A 19,785-nucleotide genomic window follows, 5' to 3' on the forward strand; every position below is an offset into this window, starting at 1 on the left:
GGCGGGATGTCCTTTATATCGGGCAAAAAACGGAAAAATCAAGCTTTTGGAAGGAGCGCTGGAATATGAATCACCCGAATTTCAACGAAATGGCTGGCCGTCTGATGGTGGCACTCGATTATCCCGCAGCGGAGCAGGCTCAGGAATTAGTACAAGCCTTAGAAGGCATTCCCTGTTATCTGAAGGTGGGCATGCAGCTGTTCTACGCCGCTGGCCCGGACTTCATTCGCAAGCTGAAGTCGAAGGGGTACTCGGTATTCCTTGACGTGAAGATGCATGATATTCCAAACACGGTTCGTGGGGGTGCTGAAAGCATCACCCGTCTGGGAGTGGATATGTTCAATGTGCATGCAGCTGGAGGTACAAGCATGATGCGTGCTGCCCGTGAAGGTGCTGAGGCGGCTCTAGCTGCTGATCCTTCTCTTCGCAGACCTGAGATTATTGCGGTTACCCAGCTGACCAGTACCAGCCAGGAAACGATGAATGCTGAGATTGGCATCCAGGGAAGCGTTGAGGCAGCAGTAGTCCGTTATGCAGGACTGGCCCATGAGGCAGGTCTTGATGGCGTCGTTGCTTCCCCGTTGGAAGTACCGGCGATCCGCGCAGCCTGTGGCAGTGATTTTCACACGGTCACACCAGGCATCCGCCCAGCGGGAAGTGGCCTCGGAGACCAGACTCGTGTCCTGACGCCAGGTGAAGCCATTGCCAGAGGCAGCCATTACATTGTTGTAGGCAGACCAATTACGGGCGCTCCCAATCCACGTGAAGCGGCAGAAACCATTTTGAAGGAGATGTTGAACGCATGATCGAACTTACTGAGATTCCTAACCATATTGCTTCCCAACTGTTGAAAATTAAAGCGGTGGCGCTGCGTCCGCAGCAGCCATTTACCTGGACATCCGGCATCAAATCACCAATCTATTGTGATAACCGTCTAACGATGTCTTATCCCGAGATTCGTAACGACATTGCTGAAGCCTTTGCTGCGATCATTCGTGATCAATATCCCGATGCAGAAGTCATCGCAGGTACAGCAACCGCGGGTATCCCGCATGCTGCCTGGGTGGCGCAAAAGCTGAATCTGCCGATGGCATACATTCGTGATAAAGCCAAAGGACATGGCAAAGAGAACCTGATTGAAGGACTGATCACTGAGGGGCAGAAGGTTGTTGTCATTGAAGACCTGATCTCGACAGGTGGCAGTTCAATCAAAGCCGCTGAAGCAGTACGTGTAGCCGGGGCGACTCCATTGGCTGTACTGGCGATTTTCAGCTATCAGCTCGACAAAGGAATTAAAGCTTTTGAAGAAGCGGGAATTCCGCTGCAAACCTTGTCCAATTACACAGCTCTGATGGATGTGGCTTTGGCTGAGGGTAATATCCAGGAGAGTGATTTTGAACTGCTCAAATCCTGGCGTGAAGATCCTTCTTCATTTGGTAAATAATATCATTCACACCCGACTGAACAGTTTGATTGTGAACGGTATCAAAATTGTAATGATTGCCGCCATAGAGGCAAATACATTGAATATTCAAGAGGCATCCCGCACTTTGGGGTGCTTTTTTCGTTTGTTCATCAAAATATTAACTTTTTCACTGGAACGTTGTAAAAAGCTTGTAACTTTTAGTTGTGATCCGTCGTTTATAATGCAGTGTAGTATGGAATAGATTTCTATTTTTAGTGTCTTGATGAAGTGAACGGGATATGAAGAAAGGATGAGCGTGATTGCTGGCATGAAGAATTTATTTTCCAAAATCAGACCTGCCAAGAGCCAGTCAGGCGAGGACAGTGCGGTCGGACTCACGGAGCAGCAGGAACCAGTCGGGCAGGAGGAATCGGCATACATAAGTGAACCGCAGAATACATCCATCGACCCGCACGACATAACCAATGAAACAAGCCAAGAGGAAGTTGCGGTTGCAGCAGCTGAACCTGAAGTGAAGTCCAAGCCCTCCAAGAAGGATCTGTTGCCTCCATATGAAGGACCTGTGCTGGAGGTTCGCAATGTTCATCGCAGTTTCCAGACGGGTAGCCGTATTATTCATGTGCTCAAAGGCATCGATATGGAAGTGAACCCGCAACAGCTGGTGATGTTGAAAGGGCGGTCGGGCTCAGGGAAAACGACGCTGCTCAATATGCTGGGTGGGCTGGATCAGCCATCCAGTGGAGACATTCTGTTCTCCGGCCAGCCTCTTCAGGATTGGGGAGACCGGCGGCGGACCGCTTTGCGGCGCAGAGAAATTGGTTTTATTTTTCAGGCGTATGCGCTTATGCCCTTGTTGTCTGCTTGGGAAAATGTAGAGCTGTCGCTGCGCATGGCGGACGTGCCGCGTTCGGAATGGAAGGACCGGGTAGGTCATTGTCTGGATCTGGTCGGACTAACCAAACGGGTCAAGCACCGTCCATTCGAGATGTCCGGGGGAGAGCAGCAGCGGGTGGCCATCGCCAAGGCGATAGCCCACAGACCGAGATTATTGCTCGCGGATGAGCCGACAGCTGAACTCGATTCCAAAATGGGAGCACAGGTTATGGCTGTATTTCGCAATATTATTGAAGTTGAACAAGTAACGATCTGTATGACTACACACGATCCTACGATTTTGGAGGTTGCGGACCATGTTTATGAAATGGCGGACGGCAGATTTATCAAGTAAAGGGGCCGCTCCGAAGAGGGGGAAACGCGCAGCGCTTATTGTGCTTAGTGCGATAGTGGCTGCAACGATGGCCGGCTGCTCTTTGCTGCCGGCTGAGACAGAGGAAGAAGTACTTCCGCCAATTACACCGCCAACGATCTCCAAGAAGCCGGAATATGAAGTTCGGACAGAGACGCTGGAGAAGAAAGTAAGCGGAAGCGGCAAGATGATGAGCCAGTGGGAAGAAAAGGTGTATTTTACGCTGGACGGTATGCATATCAAAGAGTTGAATGTAAAACCAGGGGATAAAGTGAAAAAAGGTCAACTTCTCGCTGTTCTTGATGTAGAGAGCGTGGAGAAGGAAATCCGGGCCAAAAACCTGCAGATTCGCAAATCGGAAGTGCAAATGAAGGAAACGCTTCGCAAACGGGATGAGATGGACCCGGTAGAGTTCGAAGAGTCCACGATTGCCTTTGAAGAACTTCGTCAGGAACTCGCCGATCTGGAGGATCAGTTGGGTAAAGCCACTTTGACCGCTCCATTCGGTGGAACAGTCATTGCTGTGCAGGTGGAGAAGGGCGCGGCTGTCAAAGCTTATGACCCGATTGCGACCATAGCAGATACATCCAACCTGGTTGTCGCAGCTACGTTTGCCAAGGAAGATTTGGAAAAGTTCTCGGCTGGCATGAAGGCGGATGTGGACATTAATGGGGCAGGCAAAGTGGCTGGCAAAGTTAAAGTGATGCCTGTTGCCCAAGCATCGGGTAGTGGAAGTGGTAACGGCGGAGGTTCGGGGGAAGGCGGAACGCCTCCAGCGAAAGAAAGCCTGGATCAATATGTTATCGTCTCGCTGGCGAAAATGCCCAAAGGGGTTGAACGCGGTACACCTCTAACGGTTTCGATTGTCACGCAGCGAACAGAGAACGCGATTGTCATTCCAGTATCCGCTCTGCGCTCCATCGGTTCAAGAACGTACGTGCAAGTGGTGGAGAGTGATGGAAGCAAGCGTGAAGTGGACGTAGAAGTTGGGCAGCAGACATCCACGGATGTGGAGATTCTGAAAGGTCTGACCGTTGGACAGAAAGTAGTGGGCCGCTAATGGGGCTGCCATTGCTTCGACTGTTGTTCCGCAAAATGTGGAACACTCGCTGGATGACGTTCAGCACACTGATCGGACTGATTGTGGCGGTAGCGTTCACCGTTAGTATTCCGATGTATGCCGATGGTGCGCTGAAGCGGGTCGTGGCCCAGACGCTGCAGGATAACAGTGAGGGACTGCCAGCCGGCTCGTTGCTCATGAGTTACCAGGCACCTGGTGGTGTGAAGACAGATACACGTGGTCTGGAAGAGGTGGATCGATATATTCGCGAGGATGTGCCCCGTGACATTGGATTTCCTTTTCATACGTATGTGAACACCCGTTCCATCCGCAGCACGGAAGTGAACCCGGAAGACCCAACGAAAGTGGATGCCAGCCGGGTCCGCAGCATGAGTCTGGGGACGATGACAGGCCTGGATGCACAGGTTAATTATTCTGCGGGAGTGAAGCCGGGCAACCAGGTCAAGGACGATACGATTGAAGCGGTCATGCTCGAAGAGGGCATGTATCGTAACGATCTGCATATCGGAGATGTTCTGGAATATCCAATTTACAGCGGTCTCGATATTACGTTGCGTGTGAAGATTATAGGTTCTTTCAAAGCCGATGATCCTAGCAGCCCGTATTGGGTACAGGGATTTGACGGTATGATGAACGGACTATATGTGGATGAATCGGTATTTAATAATGTTCTGTTAAAGGAAAAAGGGATACCTCTTCAGAATTCACGTTGGTATTATGCATTTGATCTGAAAGAGATTCAAACGAGCCAGCTCTCGGGATTGACCTCTGTGCTGGAAAGGCTGGATATCGATCTGTATCAGCGGTTGAAGGATACGAAAGTGGACATCACCTTCGGGGATCTGCTGAAACAATTCCGCAGTCAGAGTCTGCAATTGCAGACCATGCTGTTCACACTGGCAGCACCGATGATTGCGATGGTCTTTTATTTTATTGCCATGAATGCCAGACAGTCGTTACAGAAGCAGGAAAGTGACATTGCGGTTCTGCGCAGTCGCGGAGCTTCTGCCCGGCAGATATTCTCTCTTTATCTGCTTGAAGGTATATTCCTGGGAGCGATTGCTCTTGTCATCGGACCGTTTCTTGGATGGTTTATGGCGAAAAGCATCGGTTCAGCGAGTGGATTCCTGTCGTTCGTGGATCGGAAATCCATTCCGATTGGAATATCGAAAGAAGCCATCCTGCTTGGCCTTATCGCCGTGTTGGTGGCAATTATAGCTTCTCTCATTCCGGCAGTAACCTATGCGCGGGCGACGATTGTATCGGCTAAGCGGCGGCAAGCACGTACAGATCGTGCGCCGGTATGGCAGCGCTGGTTCCTGGATATCGCGCTGTTGGGGCTCGCCGGATATGGATACTACTTGTTCTATGAACGGCAAATGTTGACGTTCCAGACCGGAATGACGACAGATCAGCTTCAGGTACAGCCGTTTCTGTTCTTTGTACCGGCACTCGCGATCTTTGCACTGGGACTGTTCTTCTTACGATTGTTCCCGTGGATTTTGAAGTTGATTCAGCTGATCGGGCGCAAGTTTCTCCCGGTTCCACTGTATCTGACACTGACGCAGCTTTCACGTTCATCATCTTCTTATTATCCTTTGATGATCCTGCTTGTATTGACACTCGGACTCGGTGTGTATAACTCGGCGGCGGCTCGTACCATTGATCTGAACTCAACCGAGCGTACGTTATATCGCTATGGTTCGGATGTTATTATGCAGACGGTATGGGAAGGCACACCTGAGGTTAAGCCAACGGGTTCCGGACAAAACGGAGGTTCAGGCGGTGGACAGGGTGGAGGAAACGGTGGCGGTGGTTCTGGAGGCGGCGGTAACGGCGGCGGAGGTGGATCAGGTGGGGGCGGTGGTACTTCACAACCCACGAAGATGATCTATTCCGAGCCACCTTTTGAAGTGTTCCGCAGCCTGAATGGTGTCGAACATGCAGCGAGAGTGTTGCAAACGAAAGGCAACATTATTGTCTCTGGCAAATCAGGTGGACAGGGAATGCTGGTGGGGATCGACAATGTGGATTTTGCCCAAGTGGCGTGGTTCCGCAACGATCTGTTCCCGGCTCATCCTTATAAGTACCTTGACTTGCTTGGGAAATATGAAGGGGCCGTATTGATCTCTTCCAAATTTGCAGACAAATTCAAGCTCAAAACCGGAGACCTCGTCTCCATTGGTGTACAGGGCCAGGCGATTGAATTTGTGGTCTTTGGCATTATACCTTACTGGCCTGCCCAGTACCCGGATCAAATGCCGTTTTTCATTGCCAATCTGGATTACATCTATGATCAGGTGCCTCTGATTCCATATGAGGTCTGGCTGAAGATGGAGCCGGATGCCAAAGTTGCTCCTTTGATGGAGAAACTTGCAGCTGAAGGCATTGAATTATCGTCTGTGCGCGATGTGCGTACAGAGCTGGTATCCCAGGGCAAACATCCGTCAAGAGGCGGGGTGTTCGGCATACTGAGTCTCGGATTCCTTGTCTCGGTGATTATTTCCCTGATCGGATACATTCTGTACTGGTTCTTCAATCTATCCGGGCGTGTAGTACAGTTTGGTGTCCTGAGGGCGATGGGATTATCCCGGGCACAATTGAGCGGTATGTTGCTGTTAGAGCAGGTGTTCACGGCGGGTCTGTCCATCATTCTTGGTATTGGCATTGGTCAGGTATCCAGCCGTCTGTTCCTGCCCTTCCTGCAAACGACAGATAATGTGTCCGCACAGGTACCTCCGTTCCGAATTGTATTTGAAGAGAAAGATATGTTGCAACTATACGGCGTGACCGTGGTCATGCTGATCATTGGAGCAACGATGCTGCTGTGGCAAATCCGCAGGCTGCGTGTTCACCAGGCAGTCAAAATGGGAGAGGAGAGGTAAACGTGATCCAATGCGAAGGACTTGTCAAAATTTTTAAATCCAGCGATGTGGAAGTCGTTGCCCTTCAAGGTCTCAATCTGACTGTCAATCAAGGTGAAATGATGGCCATTATCGGTAACAGTGGTAGTGGTAAATCCACATTGCTCAACATTCTGGGTGGACTTGATCGTCCAACAGCCGGTACAGCCGTTGTCGGGGATTGGGATTTGCTGAAAATGACAGACGCCCAATTGGTGGAGTACAAACGTCATACCGTAGGGTTCATTTGGCAAAATAATGGCCGTAACCTGCTGCCATACCTCACTGCACTGGAAAACGTGGAAACACCCATGATTTTGGGAGGAAAGCGCGATCGCGCCTATGCCATGCAGCTGCTGGAGTGGGTTGGACTGAAGGATCGGATGCACAACAAGCTGCATCAATTATCCGGTGGGGAGCAGCAGCGGGTAGCGATTGCCATCTCGCTATCAAATCGCCCCAAGCTGCTGCTTGCCGATGAGCCGACAGGTTCGGTGGATTCAGAGACATGTGATACCATCATGGGCATTTTTCGTAAAATGAACAAGGAACTCGGGGTCACGATTGTGATTGTTACTCATGATCTAACCCTTGCTGGTAAGGTGGACCGGATCGTGGCGATTCGGGACGGCTTGACCAGCACCGAGTTTGTGAAACGTAATCCGAATCTGGATGACGAACATGGCTTATCGGAGGCAGGAGCCCCGGATATTCATGAAGCTTTTGTCATTATCGACCGGGCGGGACGACTTCAGGTGCCCAAGGAGTATCTGGAGGCGCTGTCCATTGATAATCGTGCCACATTGGAATTTGACGGTGAACGTATTGTCATTACACCGCCAAGATAATTTTAGAGGGGGAATTGGGAGATGAAGAACAGGTTTTGGGGAAAACGAGTGCTGGCCGTGTTGGCTACAGCTAGTCTGGCATTGCCGCTGCTTGCGGGTTGTACAGCGAGTGAGTCCAAGGATAACGAGCAGCGTGTATTGCGTGTAGCGACGTTATGGGGTGGCCAGGATGACAGCTATTTCCGTCAGCAGTTTACCGATGCTTTTGAATTGACACATCCAAATATAACGATTGAAGTTGTACCTGCGGTAGATCAGGGAAGCATGTATGGCTATGGTAACCAGGAAGAGCAGAAGGACATTCCGGATACGATGGAAAGCTTGAAGAAGATTATGACAGGGGATAACCCGGTAGATGTCATCGTGGCGGATACGGCGACAGTCAAGTCGTTGATTCAGGAAAACATGGTGAAACAACTGGACCCACTGATGCAGGAAGACAAGTTTGATACTACGGATATTGTGCCAAGTGTTCTCGAAGGAATTAAGGATTTGGGAGATCAGAGCATCTACGCTTTGACACCAACGTTCTCCTCTTCCGCTTTGTTCTATAACAAGGGTATGTTTGAGAAAGCAGGCGTGGAGCCTCCAACGGATAATATGACTTGGGATGATATTTTCAACCTGGGTACACGCCTTACCAAAGGTGAAGGAAAAGACCATGTATTTGGATTCTCTTTCAGTACCTATCAAGGCGGTTCTCCATACTATACGATGTCCCAGTATTATAACTCTTTGCAGCTGAAAATTTTTGATGACAAAGCGGAGAAAATGACTGTAGATTCTCCTCAATGGGAGAAAGTATGGAGCACGATAAGCAAGCTTGCCTTAGATAAAGTCATCCCTAAAGGAGACGAACCGCAGGATAGTCAGGATGAGAGTGGACGTTATAATCCGCTTCAGGGTGATCTGTTCCTGAGTGGCAAAACAGCCATGGTGATTGGAGATTACAGCTACATTAATCAGTTGATTGATGCCAATAAAAATGCAGATAAAATGAAAGACTTTACGAAGGTAGACTGGGATGTTGTTACACCTCCAGTTCATCCGGAGGCTCCTGAAATCGGAGGCAACATTTATCTGAGCAATCTTATGGCCATTAATAGTTCAGCTCAGAACCCTGATGATGCATGGGAATTGATTAAGTATATGAACAGTGAAGACTGGGCGAAAATCAAAGCACGCAGCAGTTATGAGATGGTTTCACGGAAGAGCTTTATTAAACCGAAGGATGGCTTGGATTACAATATCCAGGCGTTCTATACACTGAAACCTATACCTCCGACCAATACGAACTTGGATAAAATGTATCAAAAAATGCCGAACCTGTGGCAAGTAAGTGACAAGGGTATGGAATACTTCAATCAAGTTCTTGCGAACAAAAAAACACCAAAAGAAGCACTTGGTGAATGGGCAGCCAAAGGGAACGAGATGCTGGAGAAATTGAAAAAGAACCCTAAAGCCACATTTCAATAAAAGTTAGATGATCTTGTAATAAAATCATAGATGCAGCCGCTGGAGATTTATATCTTCGGCGGCTATTTTTATGGAATTGGGGTATTCTACAAAAGCAGGGATAAATGATGACTTCAAGAAAGGACGAGTGGAATGCACTGGGTATATTTCAGCAAATTGTATACAACCAAATTTCAGGCAGGGTGTCTTGCAAAACGGATGGAGCAGGATGGTTGGATTTACGGTCATAACGAGCCAGCTGAAGTGGAAGTATATCGTTCAAAAAAGGGGCGGTATGGCGTTCGCTTCATTCCCTAACATTACCCCTTGACATATGGGATAGGGATGATGTATATTAATTAAGTCGCTGTTTTAATATTTCTTACTGACGCGGGGTGGAGCAGCCCGGTAGCTCGTCGGGCTCATAACCCGAAGGCCGCAGGTTCAAATCCTGCCCCCGCAATTTAGTTTTACTGGATGATTCACAGCCATCATCTGAACGTTATACATTTTTGTTCAGGGCCCTTAGCTCAGTTGGTTAGAGCGGTCGGCTCATAACCGATTGGTCACAGGTTCGAGTCCTGTAGGGCCCATTCTCTCAAAACCCTTGCGTAGCAAGGGTTTTTTTCTATTGTTATAAACTCAAAACTGATATTAACTGAGCCTTGGAATAAAGCCTGCAAAAGTTCGATGGTGATGAGCATCATCATTCGATGCTGCTTCATCAAGGCTTTTTTGTTGTATTTCCCCTTCAACAAAGAATCCGTACTACTTTAAATGATAGGGGCGTACAAATAGTGTAGTTAATCTGTGGTTCAAAGAGGAGGGATAGTTCGATTGCCAAACTCTACAGGGTTGATCTACAATTCGCCAACAGGTGGAAGTGTGGCTACTCAGATTCTTGTGACTTGTTTAAATGATTCTCTTGATATTCCTGTAAATATAGAGATAGAAGTGTTTAAATGGGACACTACTCAAAATGCCAGAATTCCAATCGGGCACGATTTATTTCAAGTAGGCCCCCAGGCATCTCGGACCTTGATTTATGCTCTAAACGATGCAGCATTTTATGAAGTTCAAGCAGATTTCTTTAGTGCTACAAGTACGATTATTCATGCATATGGTATTGATTCTACAGGTAATATTATTCAACGTGTTTTACAGTCAGAAATGATATTAATTGACCGGTTTACGAATATTCCTTAATCTTTGGAATGGAGATGAGGTACTTGCCCGTTGTAAATATCACAGGAGCACTCGGTGGAAACCAATTTGAACCCTCAATTGCTTCCAACGAGCTACTTCCGAATATCATGTGTGCGGTTGCTGTTGACACAAGTACAGGACCTACACTTATCGGCGTTTATCGTTCTACTGACAGTGGACAGACATGGTCAACAACAACTATGCAGCAGCCTGCCGGGTATGCAGGCGCTGAAGCACCAACCATTGATTACACATTTCCGAGTACGTTTATAGTGACAGTTCACATATTTAACGGTGATAATGACGGTACAATCATCAGTTACACATCCCTGGATGATGGAGTGACCTGGACTCCTCCCGTGTTTGTGAACAAGGGATATGGCCTTATCGTTCATAATGATGAGCCGTTTATAGCAGTGGATCGAACACCTGGAAGCCCTTATCGGGGGAATGCATACGTGGGGTATACCCCTCTTGCTACATTGGCTTCGTCCACATTTTTGCAAAGGTCATTAGATCAGGGGACAACGTGGGAGATTCCGAGCCGAATTTCAAGCCCAAGAGGTTTCCATGACAGAAGTTCTATAGCTATAGGTTTTACTGGTGAGGTATATGCAGGATATATTACTACAGGGCCGGATAGTCCGTACGCACTGCTTCGCATCTCCTACGATGGAGGGGCTACGTTCCAGCCGCCAATTGAACGACAATCCACATGGATTGCTTCTGTTGTCCCTGCCCCATCTCCTTTACCTGTCACGAATTATGCTTTTCGCGTGCAGACGAACCTGAGCTTGGGAGCTGACATATCCAATGGAACCTTTAGTGGTAAAGTCTATGCAACCTGGAATGATGCGCGGAATGGATACACCGACATTTTCCTATGCAGCTCACCGGATGGGCTTCTATGGTCAGATCCCGTAAGCATTACTGGAGCCCCTGTTGGTTCTCAAAATTTCTTTCCCTCCATTACTGTATCGCCATTCACAGGAACTGTAAGGGTTATTTATTATTCCAATCAGATTGACGGGTTTCTTTTAGATGTGTTTGTTGCTGAATCGTTTAACGGAGGAGCTACCTTTGCGAATCGCCGACTCACAACGACTTCGTTTAACCCCAACGGCAATTCACCGGTGCCTACCGTATTAATTGGTGATTATATCACCGCTACAACGTATGCTCCCGATAATTTGGCTGCAGTTTGGATGGCAACCACTCCGCCCACTGGAAAATTGGACGTTTACTTTGGAAGTTGATTAGATTACTTTAAAGTGATGAGGGAATTACTTAATAATTCACTGTGAGAAAGCTCTGTTAGCATAATGCTAGCAGAGCTTTTTTATGGCAGGCGAATGCTAACGAAATTGCAAACAAAGCTGATAAAATAAATATATGGTATCATTGTTAAAATATATGTTATAAAGGTGGTGACAATTTAAAGTTATGAATGGTGCTAGTGCTGTGGGTTTTGTAGGGATTTTAACTATATTTATTTTCATTGGTTTGGTAGGTCTGATTTTATATGCTGTGTTTTCAATGGCAATAAAAAGATCTGGTTTAAGGGAGGAAATCTCAGGTTTGAAGCAAGAGATTCGATTATTAAAAGAGAGATTGGAGAAAAACGAACATAACTTTGATTAAGAAATTCTGGAGGCACTGCCTTAGCAATACGGGCAGTGTCTTTTTGATATGCCCTTTTTTCTTAATATCAGTGTCTGTCCATGCCATATCTCAAATCTCACATATACTATCATATCCCCGACAGAAGGAGGTAGATTTCATGAGTCAATTTCTTGATGCAAGAACATCGCAGAATGCGAGTTTGGCGAACTCCATTGCTATCCCGATCCTCGTAATTAATACTCCTCAACTGTTTGGTCAGATTGGTCTGCAAACAGCTGGTGCTGGTGCAAACCCACGGGTACAATTCAAAGGAACTGTATCAGTGCAGCTTCCATTAGCCCTCGTAGGTGTAACGATAACAATTGTCAGAGGAACCTTAGCAACGGATCCTGTCATCTATTCTGCAACGTCTACGTTCAGCTTGAGCATTCTGGCTCCTCAGGTCATTACGTTCTCTGCGGATGATTTCAATCCACCAATAACACCTCAGTTGACGTACACTGCATTTATCAGCTCTAACTTGCTGGGTACGATCCGTGTAGGCCCTGAGAACTTTGATGGAGCGGTATATTCGGACTAACGTTGAGCGCCCTTGCCAACAGTTCGTTATAGAAGGAGTATAAATGTATTAACGAGCATTGCCTGCCTTGAGAAAGGCAGGTTTTTTCTATTTTACTGGAGTGTGGTTTAGCACTTCATTGGATCAGTCATCGTTTATGATATAATGCGTTAGAGATTAAGGGAACGGTCTATGAGAACATGGAATTGAAATTCCGAAATGTCGATGAAATTATGAATGGAAAGCAGGTTTTCAACCAATGATGCAAAACGAAGGACAACGATACCGCTTCAGTGAAGCTCCGGTATGGGACTGGCAGCGGGCATATTATGAACAGAAAGGGCTGCACGCTTGGACCGAGAATCAGGTTCCGCAATATATTACGAGTAACCCCATGATTGCAATGGCGTATGCCGAGATGATTTTTGGTTTTCTTCAAGATCTCGCCAGCAAAGGAAAGACGGCCGAGACAGTGACCATTCTGGAACTTGGAGCGGGCGTAGGCCGCTTGGCGCACCAAATTCTGTTCAAACTGACAGAGTTGAAAGATTTTGCAGGCGTGCAGCTGCCAGCTTTTCGATATGTAATGACCGATCTGGTCGAAGATAATGTATTGGGCTGGAGAGAGCATCCGTCCATGCAATCCTTTATTGACCAAGGAATACTGGATTTCGCACGTTTTGACGCGATACAGGACACCGAGTTGAATCTGGTAGTGGCGGATACAGTTATTCGACCGGGCGATCTGAAGCAACCTTTGCTGTTGATTGCCAATTACTTTTTTGACAGCATTCCACAGGAATTAATTTATGTCGGTGAGGGGGAGATATATGAGTGTGACATACTCCTCCAATCTCCAGAATCTGCTCTTCATTCGGAGCCTGCCGAGTTGCTGAAAAACATGATACTGAGTTATGAATACCGCCGTGCACCTGAGTACAGTGCAGAAGACTATCCGTATCAAGGGCTTATCGCTCTGTACAAGGAAGAGTTGGAGGATTCGCACATTATGTTCCCGGCAATCGGTCTGTCCTGTCTCGAACGATTGAATAGGTTATCAGATTCAGGATATGTGTTAATTACTGCGGACAAAGGTGACCATCGACTGGACAACTGGAAGTTTGCCGAGCCTCCTGAATTTGTACTTCATGGAAGTTTTTCTTTAACGGCAAATTATCATGCCATTCAATATGTATTGGAACAGCAAGGAGCCCACACTCGTTTCACAACACATCATTATAAAGATCTGAACGTTGGATGTATGTTGATGGTGGACGAACCACTGGGGTACATAAACACTCGTCTGGCGTATCACCGATTTGTTGAACGTTTTGGACCCGATGATTTCTTCAGTATGAAAGAATGGATGGATCATCAGGTAGAGCGGATGGAATTGAAGCAGATTATACCGTTCTGGCGTCTGGGCGGATATGATGCTGAGTTTTTGATTCATAGTGCCAACCGGATTTCGAACCTTCTACCGGATGCAAGCGATGAGGAAATACTTGATATTCAGTCTGGAATCCACATCATGTGGTCTTCATATTATGTAATGGAGCGGCTAGGAGATGTGGCGTTTCTTGTAGGTCAGCTGTTATATGGGATGTATATGTATGAGGACGCCAAGCGATTTCTGGAGCTGTCGTTAGGTACTGATTCGAGAAAACAGAACTCAGCGGTGCTGTATGACTTGGCCGTGTGTTGTTATGAACTTGAACTGGAAGAAGAAACACTGGCTTACACACGGAAAGTACTGGCTTTGGAACCTGATCATGAGGAAGCAATAGATTTGTTGGAAAGCTTCGAGTGTCTATAAAGATTGAAACTTACTTCTTTTCATCGTATTATTAGGATGATCACACAAAAATTCCCTGTATACGGAAGAGGAGATGAGTACATGAAGAAGGTTCTGACCATTTTGCTGTATCCACTTGCGGCGGTTGTGGGAGCGTTGGGCGCAAATTCAGCTGCGACTGGTGATATGGTACTTTTTGCGAAAGATATAGCTACAGATCGAGGTTATGACGGGCAGGAGATTTATGATAGAATTGAACACAGAAATTCCTAACTACATATCATTTAAACTGTAAAAGTAATTGTTAGACGTAACGATATGCCAAAGACAATTACTCTTGAAGCGAAGTGCGGTGAGCAGGAATCCTGCCTGTACAACCTTTAAGCCGGTTTCGTACCTGATACAGGTATGAACCGGCTTTTATTCATGAATGGGGGATAAACGTTGAAGATTATTATTGGACAACCCAGGTTGGAACAACAATTGCTGCAGCTGGAAGCGGAATTGAAACAACATCCAGAAGCGGATGTGTTGTTCTTTCCTGAAGGCTATCTGAATCAGAACGTGGAAGAGGCTAGCCGTCTGGCGGCTGTATATGGAACGATGATTGTATCAGGTCATCGCAGGTTGGATGAACGTCCCAAGGACCGTGCGATCATTATTAACAAGGCTGGGGAGACTGTATTGGAGAAAGCGAAGTATACCGCTGCTGAGGTAATTAAGGAACAGGACTGGACCATAAGCACATTGTTATGTGACGAACTGGTACTGCAAGGATTTCGCAACGAGAATATTGGCAGAGTGGATTTGATTATGCATTCCATTGGTGTGGGGATGTTCAGTGAAGAGCAGTATACAGAGTGGGTTGAAGAAGCGCGGCAGATGGCGATACAAAATCAATGCATTGTTATGGGGACCAGCCATGCGGACGGTTCATATCGTAACAGTGAAATTTCAATTCCAATCGCTTATTGTATTGCCCCGGATGGTCAAGTGGTTTTGGCGTCCAGAAACGATACACGTACTCGTTTGATTGTCCTGGAGAAACAAAATACACCAGACCTCTATCGTGAAATACCAGAAAATGATGTGAACATCCAAGTCATTCCTTCGGCATAATTCAACTAACAGAATACACAATGATTGGGCCGGTTAGCTTGCCGTATAGCCCGGTCACTCATGTTAGAATCGACATATGTTATGGCATACCTTGAAATTCAAAGGAGGCCAATCAAATGAGTGAAGTTGGATACGGTTGTGGCGGCAATGTTGGTGGATTTGGCGGATGGACTTCCACAAGCGCAATTCTCGTACTCTTCATCCTGCTCGTAATCATCACTAAATCTTTCTGGCTGTAAGCCGCTGTAGAACAAGGTGAGACCCTGGTTGCGTGTATGCTCCGCTGAGACTTCAGCGGGGCTTTTCTGCGTTTCTAAGAAAAAAATGATATGATGAAAGAGATTTGACAACCGAAAACAATGTGCTTAAAATCACATAAGAGACTAATAATAGAGATTGAAGGGATAGCAATGCCGTTTATTCGTTTTAAAGGATTCACAGGACCTCAGCTGGAGGAAGTTGTACCTCGCATCACGGAGCAATTTGCGTTGATTACCAATATTCCGCGGGAGAGAATGAAGGCAGAACGTCATGACGTACAAGCCCTTACTCCTTCTCCGGCTTCAGTAGAGATCTTGATGTTCCAACGTGATCAGGAGATTCATAATCGGATTGCTTCCTCAATGCAGGTTATTTTGGAAGAAGCGGATTTGCCTGATGTGCATATTTTCTTCAATATACTGTCACCCGCCCTTTATTATAAACAAGGCAAGCCGTTGACAGATTACCGATTGGATTGAGAATAAAATGGCTGCACCGATGATGTTCGGATGCAGCAGAGACGAGCAGATATGTGCTCGTCTTTTTTTGATTCAATCATTTTGCTCTTTAATTCGATTTAACCGGAAAGAGCACAGGGAGGATACGATGAATAAGGCACCGCCAATCAAATATACTAGCCGAATCCCCATTTGATCAGCAATCAGACCGAAGATTACCGTAGATATGCTCATGGAAGCTGAGAGAATAATTCCATGTGCTGCGTTTACTTTGGACAGTGATTCGATGGGCACACGGGTCTGAAAAGCCGTCTGCTGAGCAATATCGCGGATCTGATAAGCAGGACCCATAAGCATACACAATACCAGAGCAAGCCAAGGAAGGCTGTTTAAACCGTATGCGATGGTCAGTAAGCTGAAGAGAAGAGAACCTATGGCCATACTGGAGATCAAGTGCTTTTGTATGCGAGTGGCCAAGGCGATGGCCAGAATTCCCCCAAGAATGGTGCCGGCAGAATAGCTGGAGTTGATAAGTCCCCACCAACCTTCCTCTTGGCCCAAAGCTTCTTTCACAAAAGCAAGCGTGATAGCACCGATCCAGATGGAGCCAGCAAGACCTTCAACCAGATCCATGAACGTTATCAGGCGCAACGATCGATTTTTCCAAAGGATAAGCCAACCTTCCCTTAATACATCCCATCTGGAAGTGGATTTCTCGACTTTTTCCTGCATATCGCGGGTAAGTGAACTGATCGTAATCATTAGAAGCAGGACAGCCCAGGATAAGCTTGTAGCCGCCCAGAATGTTTGTGAAGCCCCCCAGTGCATAACGATGAATCCTGTCATCGCATATCCAATGATCGTCACGGTCTGAGTAGAGAATGAGAGAAAACTATTCGCCTTCACCAGATCTTCTCTTTGAACCAATCGTGGAGTTAATGTGTTTATTAATGGAGATTCCCATCCGTCCAGGAACGAGAGGATCGCTATTCCCACAAGCAGAAGAGGAATGTGAGCAGTGAGATCGGTAAATGCGATGGCGATTCCGGTTATCATCAATGTTTTGGCTAAAGGAATGCTAATAATCAGCCTGGAGAATGCGAAACGGTTCACAAGCAGTGGTGCAGTGAACCCTGCGACGATACGAGCTGACATTTGAATGAATGGAAACAGCGCAGCGTAAAGGACAGACCCGGTCTGACCGTAAATAAACGTCGTGATAACCATGATATATATAACATTAATGAGAGAAAGCAGCGTTTTGGCAGCCCAATATGGATAAAATGCGATGTTCATGCTAAGGTGTCCTTTCCACAACGATAACTATATATTACGGGTATCGTTGCAAACGCACCACAAACAAAGTTGTCATTTTCCCGTCATTGAAGCAGCCAAAAAGCAGCTGTCCCAAGGGATAGCTGCCGTTCTGGTTTCTATAATTCAAGCCACAACGAGCGTAAAAGCGATAAGCAGCATCAACAGACTGGTCATTCTGGTCATCGCCATATACGGTCTGCTGGGCTCAGCCTCTCCCCGAGAAATCCAGCCATAACGCAAGTACCAGCCAAATTTCGGGAAGCACAAATTAATGATACAAAGTGTCATGAATATAAAAAAGAGGGTTCTCATACCCGATCTTCCTTCCTCATTTTACATGACCCGCTCAAAATTAACGCTTACGTCTGGAGAAGAAGAAAACAAGCAAAATAATAATAATAACGATTAATAAAAATTTCATGAGTGACCCTCCTGATGAGATGATAAGTTTTGTGAATGTATTATTCAGATATTACCCAAGGAACACATGGCTTGAATAACTATGTTACAATTAATTATATTGTTTTTATATAATCACATACCATCGGGTTATCGATAGCTGCATTAGGAGCATGAACTCAACACAACAAAGTTTGGTGAGATGAAGGAGGAAGCATGACAAAATACAATCAACTCGCTATACAATGGGAATTTATAATTTCTAAGATTAAATCTTCCGTGACCGTAGTCGATGCTACCTTGCCTGATTTTCCGCTAATGTATGTAAATGAATATTTTAGTGAATTAACCGGATATAGTGCGGAAGAGTCGATTGGACAGAATTGCCGGTTCCTGCAAGGGCCGGATACGGATCCGGAAACCGTACAGAAAATTCGCGAAGCATTGAAGAAGCGTCAGTCGATCAAGACAGAGATTCTAAACTATACGAAGCATGGACAGAAATTCTGGAATGAACTGAATATTGATCCGATTTTCGATGATTCAGGGGAATGTTTGTTTTTTGTAGGGATTCAATACGATATTTCGGAGCGAAAATATGCTGAGCAGCAGTTACGTATGGCAGCTTCGCTGACAGAAATGAACAGTAGGGGACAGCTGGAGTTCATTGGGAAGCTGAACCATGAACTTCGCACGCCGCTGAACGGGATTATGGGCATGATCGAACTTGTGGGCATGGGTGACAACAGTGAGGAGCAAAAAGAGTACCTGGAGCTTGCGCGTCAGTCAGGGGAGGCTCTTCTGAACATTGTCAACAATAGTCTTGATATGGCCAAGCTGGGCAGAGGGAAAATGAGAGTGGAGCAAATCGAATTTCAGCCGTTGAAGCTGATTCAACAGATTATTAAAACGCATGAACCTGCGGCGCAGAATAAACAAATTCGCTTGCTCTGTCATGCGGATCTGACTACTCCTGATGTACTCACAGGTGATCCTCTGCGTCTCCGACAAGTGCTGGATAACCTGCTCAGCAACGCCATTAAATTCACGGAACAAGGTGAAGTGCAATTACAGATGGACGTTGAGGAGCGGCGAGGGGATACCGTTATTCTGGTATTCACTGTACATGACACCGGCATTGGCATTCCAGATAATAAAATCAATCAATTGTTTGAAGCATTCACGCAGACAGACATCTCTCATGCACGCAAATTTGGCGGCAGCGGACTTGGACTCACCATCTGCAAAGAGTTGCTCGAATTGATGGATGGTCAAATTTCGGTGGAGAGTACCGAGGGGAAAGGTACGAAGTTTGAGGTAACCTTGCCTTTACTTCGACAACAGGCGATTCCTAACGTGGGGTAGTCTATGCAGAACGAACAGCCGGGAAGTGTCGGCTGTTTTTTTATGTTTTTTTATATTGTTTAGCGAACTGGCGTTCTGGTATAATGCAAGTGTTGAATGGGGGAGAAACAGCATGAGTAAAAGACGCAGAAGTAAAAGGAGCAAGGGCAAGCAACGATTTAAAAAGCAGATATTGACGCTGGTGGCCATGTTAATGGTAGCTCTCTATGCATGGGTTGGGGGAGAATGGTCTCTGGACATACCGTCCCAATTTGGGGGAAGCAAGGGGAGCGTAGATCATACCATCACATTCCCGGCCGAGCGCTATCCCGAAACGGCCAATCATATCAAGAAGGCCATCAAGGCAGGACATTCGGATGTATGCACCATTGATCGCAGTGGAGCTGAAGGTAATCGGGATTTGTCCCTCAAAGGTGTTCCGGTCAAAAAGGGGAAAGATCGGGATGAATGGCCAATGGCGATGTGTGCGGAAGGCGGAGCGGGTGCGGATATCCAATATATTAGTCCCAAAGATAATCGTGGTGCAGGCTCATGGGTGGGAAACCAGCTAAGTACATATCCGGATGGAACACGAGTAAAGTTTGTGGTGAAATAACGACGGACTATGAATGAGAAAGTAATTGATGGAGAAATGCCTTGGCTTTGAAAAAGTGTGGTGTAAAGTAAAAGGCAAAAATAAAACCAGACGTCGATTGAAGTGACCCCTTAAAGTTAGACAAATATT

21 protein-coding genes and 2 tRNA genes are annotated in these 19,785 nt (G+C 46.5%); 21 read left to right on the forward strand and 2 right to left on the reverse strand.

Going from position 1 to position 19,785, the window contains the following annotated elements; all coding sequences use genetic code 11:
- Positions 1-65 precede the first annotated feature (65 nt).
- The 19 genes from pyrF (at position 66) to A6049_RS28855 (ending at position 16,001) form a co-directional block, all read left to right on the forward strand.
- Entirely contained in the window at positions 66-806 is a 741-nt protein-coding gene (gene pyrF / locus A6049_RS28780) for an orotidine-5'-phosphate decarboxylase (RefSeq protein WP_063567869.1), read from the forward strand.
- Positions 803-1,444 carry an orotate phosphoribosyltransferase gene (gene pyrE, locus A6049_RS28785; RefSeq protein ID WP_063567870.1) on the forward strand — a complete coding sequence of 214 codons (642 nt, stop codon included), beginning with the start codon at positions 803-805 and terminating at the stop codon, positions 1,442-1,444. The genes pyrF and pyrE overlap by 4 nt, the downstream gene beginning before the upstream one ends.
- A gap of 271 nt (positions 1,445-1,715) precedes the next feature.
- Positions 1,716-2,654 carry an ABC transporter ATP-binding protein gene (locus A6049_RS28790; RefSeq protein WP_240321573.1) on the forward strand — a complete coding sequence of 313 codons (939 nt, stop codon included), beginning with the start codon at positions 1,716-1,718 and terminating at the stop codon, positions 2,652-2,654.
- A complete protein-coding gene (locus tag A6049_RS28795; RefSeq protein WP_063567871.1) occupies positions 2,617-3,732 on the forward strand; it encodes an efflux RND transporter periplasmic adaptor subunit in 1,116 nt (371 codons plus the stop codon). Before A6049_RS28790 ends, A6049_RS28795 begins: the two co-directional genes overlap by 38 nt.
- Positions 3,732-6,638, forward strand: a complete 2,907-nt coding sequence (locus A6049_RS28800; RefSeq protein WP_063567872.1) for an ABC transporter permease — start codon at positions 3,732-3,734, stop codon at positions 6,636-6,638. Before A6049_RS28795 ends, A6049_RS28800 begins: the two co-directional genes overlap by 1 nt.
- A 2-nt stretch (positions 6,639-6,640) precedes the next feature.
- The gene (locus A6049_RS28805; RefSeq protein WP_063567873.1) at positions 6,641-7,504 is read left to right on the forward strand and encodes an ABC transporter ATP-binding protein; all 864 of its coding nucleotides are present in this window, start codon (positions 6,641-6,643) and stop codon (positions 7,502-7,504) included.
- Positions 7,505-7,525: 21 nt separating this feature from the next.
- Positions 7,526-8,980: an ABC transporter substrate-binding protein gene (locus A6049_RS28810; protein ID WP_063567874.1), complete on the forward strand. Its 1,455-nt coding sequence runs from the start codon at positions 7,526-7,528 to the stop codon at positions 8,978-8,980.
- 132 nt (positions 8,981-9,112) lie between these two features.
- Positions 9,113-9,277 (forward strand): hypothetical protein, encoded by a 165-nt coding sequence (locus A6049_RS33675; RefSeq protein WP_162842468.1) that lies wholly within the window; start codon positions 9,113-9,115, stop codon positions 9,275-9,277.
- Between the two features lie 71 nt (positions 9,278-9,348).
- Positions 9,349-9,422: transfer RNA gene (locus A6049_RS28815), tRNA-Met, on the forward strand.
- A 56-nt stretch (positions 9,423-9,478) separates the two neighbouring features.
- A tRNA-Ile gene (locus tag A6049_RS28820) sits at positions 9,479-9,552 on the forward strand.
- 244 nt (positions 9,553-9,796) lie between these two features.
- Positions 9,797-10,165 (forward strand): hypothetical protein, encoded by a 369-nt coding sequence (locus tag A6049_RS28825; protein ID WP_063567875.1) that lies wholly within the window; start codon positions 9,797-9,799, stop codon positions 10,163-10,165.
- Between the two features lie 23 nt (positions 10,166-10,188).
- The gene (locus A6049_RS28830) at positions 10,189-11,421 is read left to right on the forward strand and encodes a beta propeller repeat protein (protein WP_090953422.1); all 1,233 of its coding nucleotides are present in this window, start codon (positions 10,189-10,191) and stop codon (positions 11,419-11,421) included.
- Between the two features lie 187 nt (positions 11,422-11,608).
- Positions 11,609-11,806, forward strand: a complete 198-nt coding sequence (locus A6049_RS28835; RefSeq protein ID WP_063567877.1) for a hypothetical protein — start codon at positions 11,609-11,611, stop codon at positions 11,804-11,806.
- Between the two features lie 139 nt (positions 11,807-11,945).
- Positions 11,946-12,368: a hypothetical protein gene (locus A6049_RS28840; RefSeq protein WP_063567878.1), complete on the forward strand. Its 423-nt coding sequence runs from the start codon at positions 11,946-11,948 to the stop codon at positions 12,366-12,368.
- A gap of 238 nt (positions 12,369-12,606) precedes the next feature.
- On the forward strand, positions 12,607-14,163 hold the full coding sequence (locus A6049_RS28845; RefSeq protein ID WP_063567879.1) for a hypothetical protein: 1,557 nt from the start codon (positions 12,607-12,609) through the stop codon (positions 14,161-14,163).
- Between the two features lie 81 nt (positions 14,164-14,244).
- Positions 14,245-14,415 (forward strand): hypothetical protein, encoded by a 171-nt coding sequence (locus A6049_RS33450; RefSeq protein WP_157258415.1) that lies wholly within the window; start codon positions 14,245-14,247, stop codon positions 14,413-14,415.
- Between the two features lie 171 nt (positions 14,416-14,586).
- Positions 14,587-15,261, forward strand: a complete 675-nt coding sequence (locus tag A6049_RS28850; protein WP_063567880.1) for a hypothetical protein — start codon at positions 14,587-14,589, stop codon at positions 15,259-15,261.
- A 116-nt stretch (positions 15,262-15,377) separates the two neighbouring features.
- Complete coding sequence (locus A6049_RS32830) at positions 15,378-15,500, forward strand: sporulation protein YjcZ (protein WP_079696179.1); 123 nt, start codon at positions 15,378-15,380, stop codon at positions 15,498-15,500.
- A 171-nt stretch (positions 15,501-15,671) separates the two neighbouring features.
- Positions 15,672-16,001, forward strand: coding sequence for a DUF1904 family protein (locus tag A6049_RS28855; protein WP_063567881.1), 330 nt, complete (start codon positions 15,672-15,674; stop codon positions 15,999-16,001).
- A gap of 72 nt (positions 16,002-16,073) precedes the next feature.
- On the opposite strand, the gene A6049_RS28860 is transcribed toward A6049_RS28855, so the two are convergent.
- Both A6049_RS28860 and A6049_RS28865 read right to left on the reverse strand, forming a co-directional pair.
- The gene (locus tag A6049_RS28860; RefSeq protein WP_063567882.1) at positions 16,074-17,276 is read right to left on the reverse strand and encodes an MFS transporter; all 1,203 of its coding nucleotides are present in this window, start codon (positions 17,274-17,276) and stop codon (positions 16,074-16,076) included.
- A gap of 144 nt (positions 17,277-17,420) precedes the next feature.
- A complete protein-coding gene (locus A6049_RS28865; RefSeq protein WP_053784205.1) occupies positions 17,421-17,609 on the reverse strand; it encodes a DUF6199 family natural product biosynthesis protein in 189 nt (62 codons plus the stop codon).
- 303 nt (positions 17,610-17,912) lie between these two features.
- On the opposite strand from A6049_RS28865, the gene A6049_RS28870 reads away from it, so the two are divergent.
- Complete coding sequence (locus A6049_RS28870) at positions 17,913-19,061, forward strand: sensor histidine kinase (RefSeq protein WP_063567883.1); 1,149 nt, start codon at positions 17,913-17,915, stop codon at positions 19,059-19,061.
- Positions 19,062-19,173: 112 nt separating this feature from the next.
- Complete coding sequence (locus tag A6049_RS28875) at positions 19,174-19,656, forward strand: NucA/NucB deoxyribonuclease domain-containing protein (protein ID WP_079696176.1); 483 nt, start codon at positions 19,174-19,176, stop codon at positions 19,654-19,656.
- Positions 19,657-19,785 lie beyond the last annotated feature (129 nt).

This window comes from Paenibacillus sp. O199, assembly GCF_001636635.1.
GTDB lineage: Bacteria > Bacillota > Bacilli > Paenibacillales > Paenibacillaceae > Paenibacillus > Paenibacillus marchantiae.

Coding starts and splice junctions, on each gene's coding strand:
- pyrE (WP_063567870.1), top strand. CDS start 803: ATGATCGAACTTACTGAGATTCCTAACCATATTGCTTCCCAACTGTTG.
- A6049_RS28800 (WP_063567872.1), top strand. CDS start 3,732: ATGGGGCTGCCATTGCTTCGACTGTTGTTCCGCAAAATGTGGAACACT.
- A6049_RS33450 (WP_157258415.1), top strand. CDS start 14,245: ATGAAGAAGGTTCTGACCATTTTGCTGTATCCACTTGCGGCGGTTGTG.
- A6049_RS28790 (WP_240321573.1), top strand. CDS start 1,716: ATGAGCGTGATTGCTGGCATGAAGAATTTATTTTCCAAAATCAGACCT.
- A6049_RS28860 (WP_063567882.1), bottom strand. CDS start 17,276: ATGAACATCGCATTTTATCCATATTGGGCTGCCAAAACGCTGCTTTCT.
- A6049_RS28875 (WP_079696176.1), top strand. CDS start 19,174: ATGAGTAAAAGACGCAGAAGTAAAAGGAGCAAGGGCAAGCAACGATTT.
- pyrF (WP_063567869.1), top strand. CDS start 66: ATGAATCACCCGAATTTCAACGAAATGGCTGGCCGTCTGATGGTGGCA.
- A6049_RS33675 (WP_162842468.1), top strand. CDS start 9,113: ATGCACTGGGTATATTTCAGCAAATTGTATACAACCAAATTTCAGGCA.
- A6049_RS28840 (WP_063567878.1), top strand. CDS start 11,946: ATGAGTCAATTTCTTGATGCAAGAACATCGCAGAATGCGAGTTTGGCG.
- A6049_RS28795 (WP_063567871.1), top strand. CDS start 2,617: ATGTTTATGAAATGGCGGACGGCAGATTTATCAAGTAAAGGGGCCGCT.
- A6049_RS28855 (WP_063567881.1), top strand. CDS start 15,672: ATGCCGTTTATTCGTTTTAAAGGATTCACAGGACCTCAGCTGGAGGAA.
- A6049_RS32830 (WP_079696179.1), top strand. CDS start 15,378: ATGAGTGAAGTTGGATACGGTTGTGGCGGCAATGTTGGTGGATTTGGC.
- A6049_RS28810 (WP_063567874.1), top strand. CDS start 7,526: ATGAAGAACAGGTTTTGGGGAAAACGAGTGCTGGCCGTGTTGGCTACA.
- A6049_RS28835 (WP_063567877.1), top strand. CDS start 11,609: ATGAATGGTGCTAGTGCTGTGGGTTTTGTAGGGATTTTAACTATATTT.
- A6049_RS28845 (WP_063567879.1), top strand. CDS start 12,607: ATGATGCAAAACGAAGGACAACGATACCGCTTCAGTGAAGCTCCGGTA.
- A6049_RS28870 (WP_063567883.1), top strand. CDS start 17,913: ATGACAAAATACAATCAACTCGCTATACAATGGGAATTTATAATTTCT.
- A6049_RS28865 (WP_053784205.1), bottom strand. CDS start 17,609: ATGAGAACCCTCTTTTTTATATTCATGACACTTTGTATCATTAATTTG.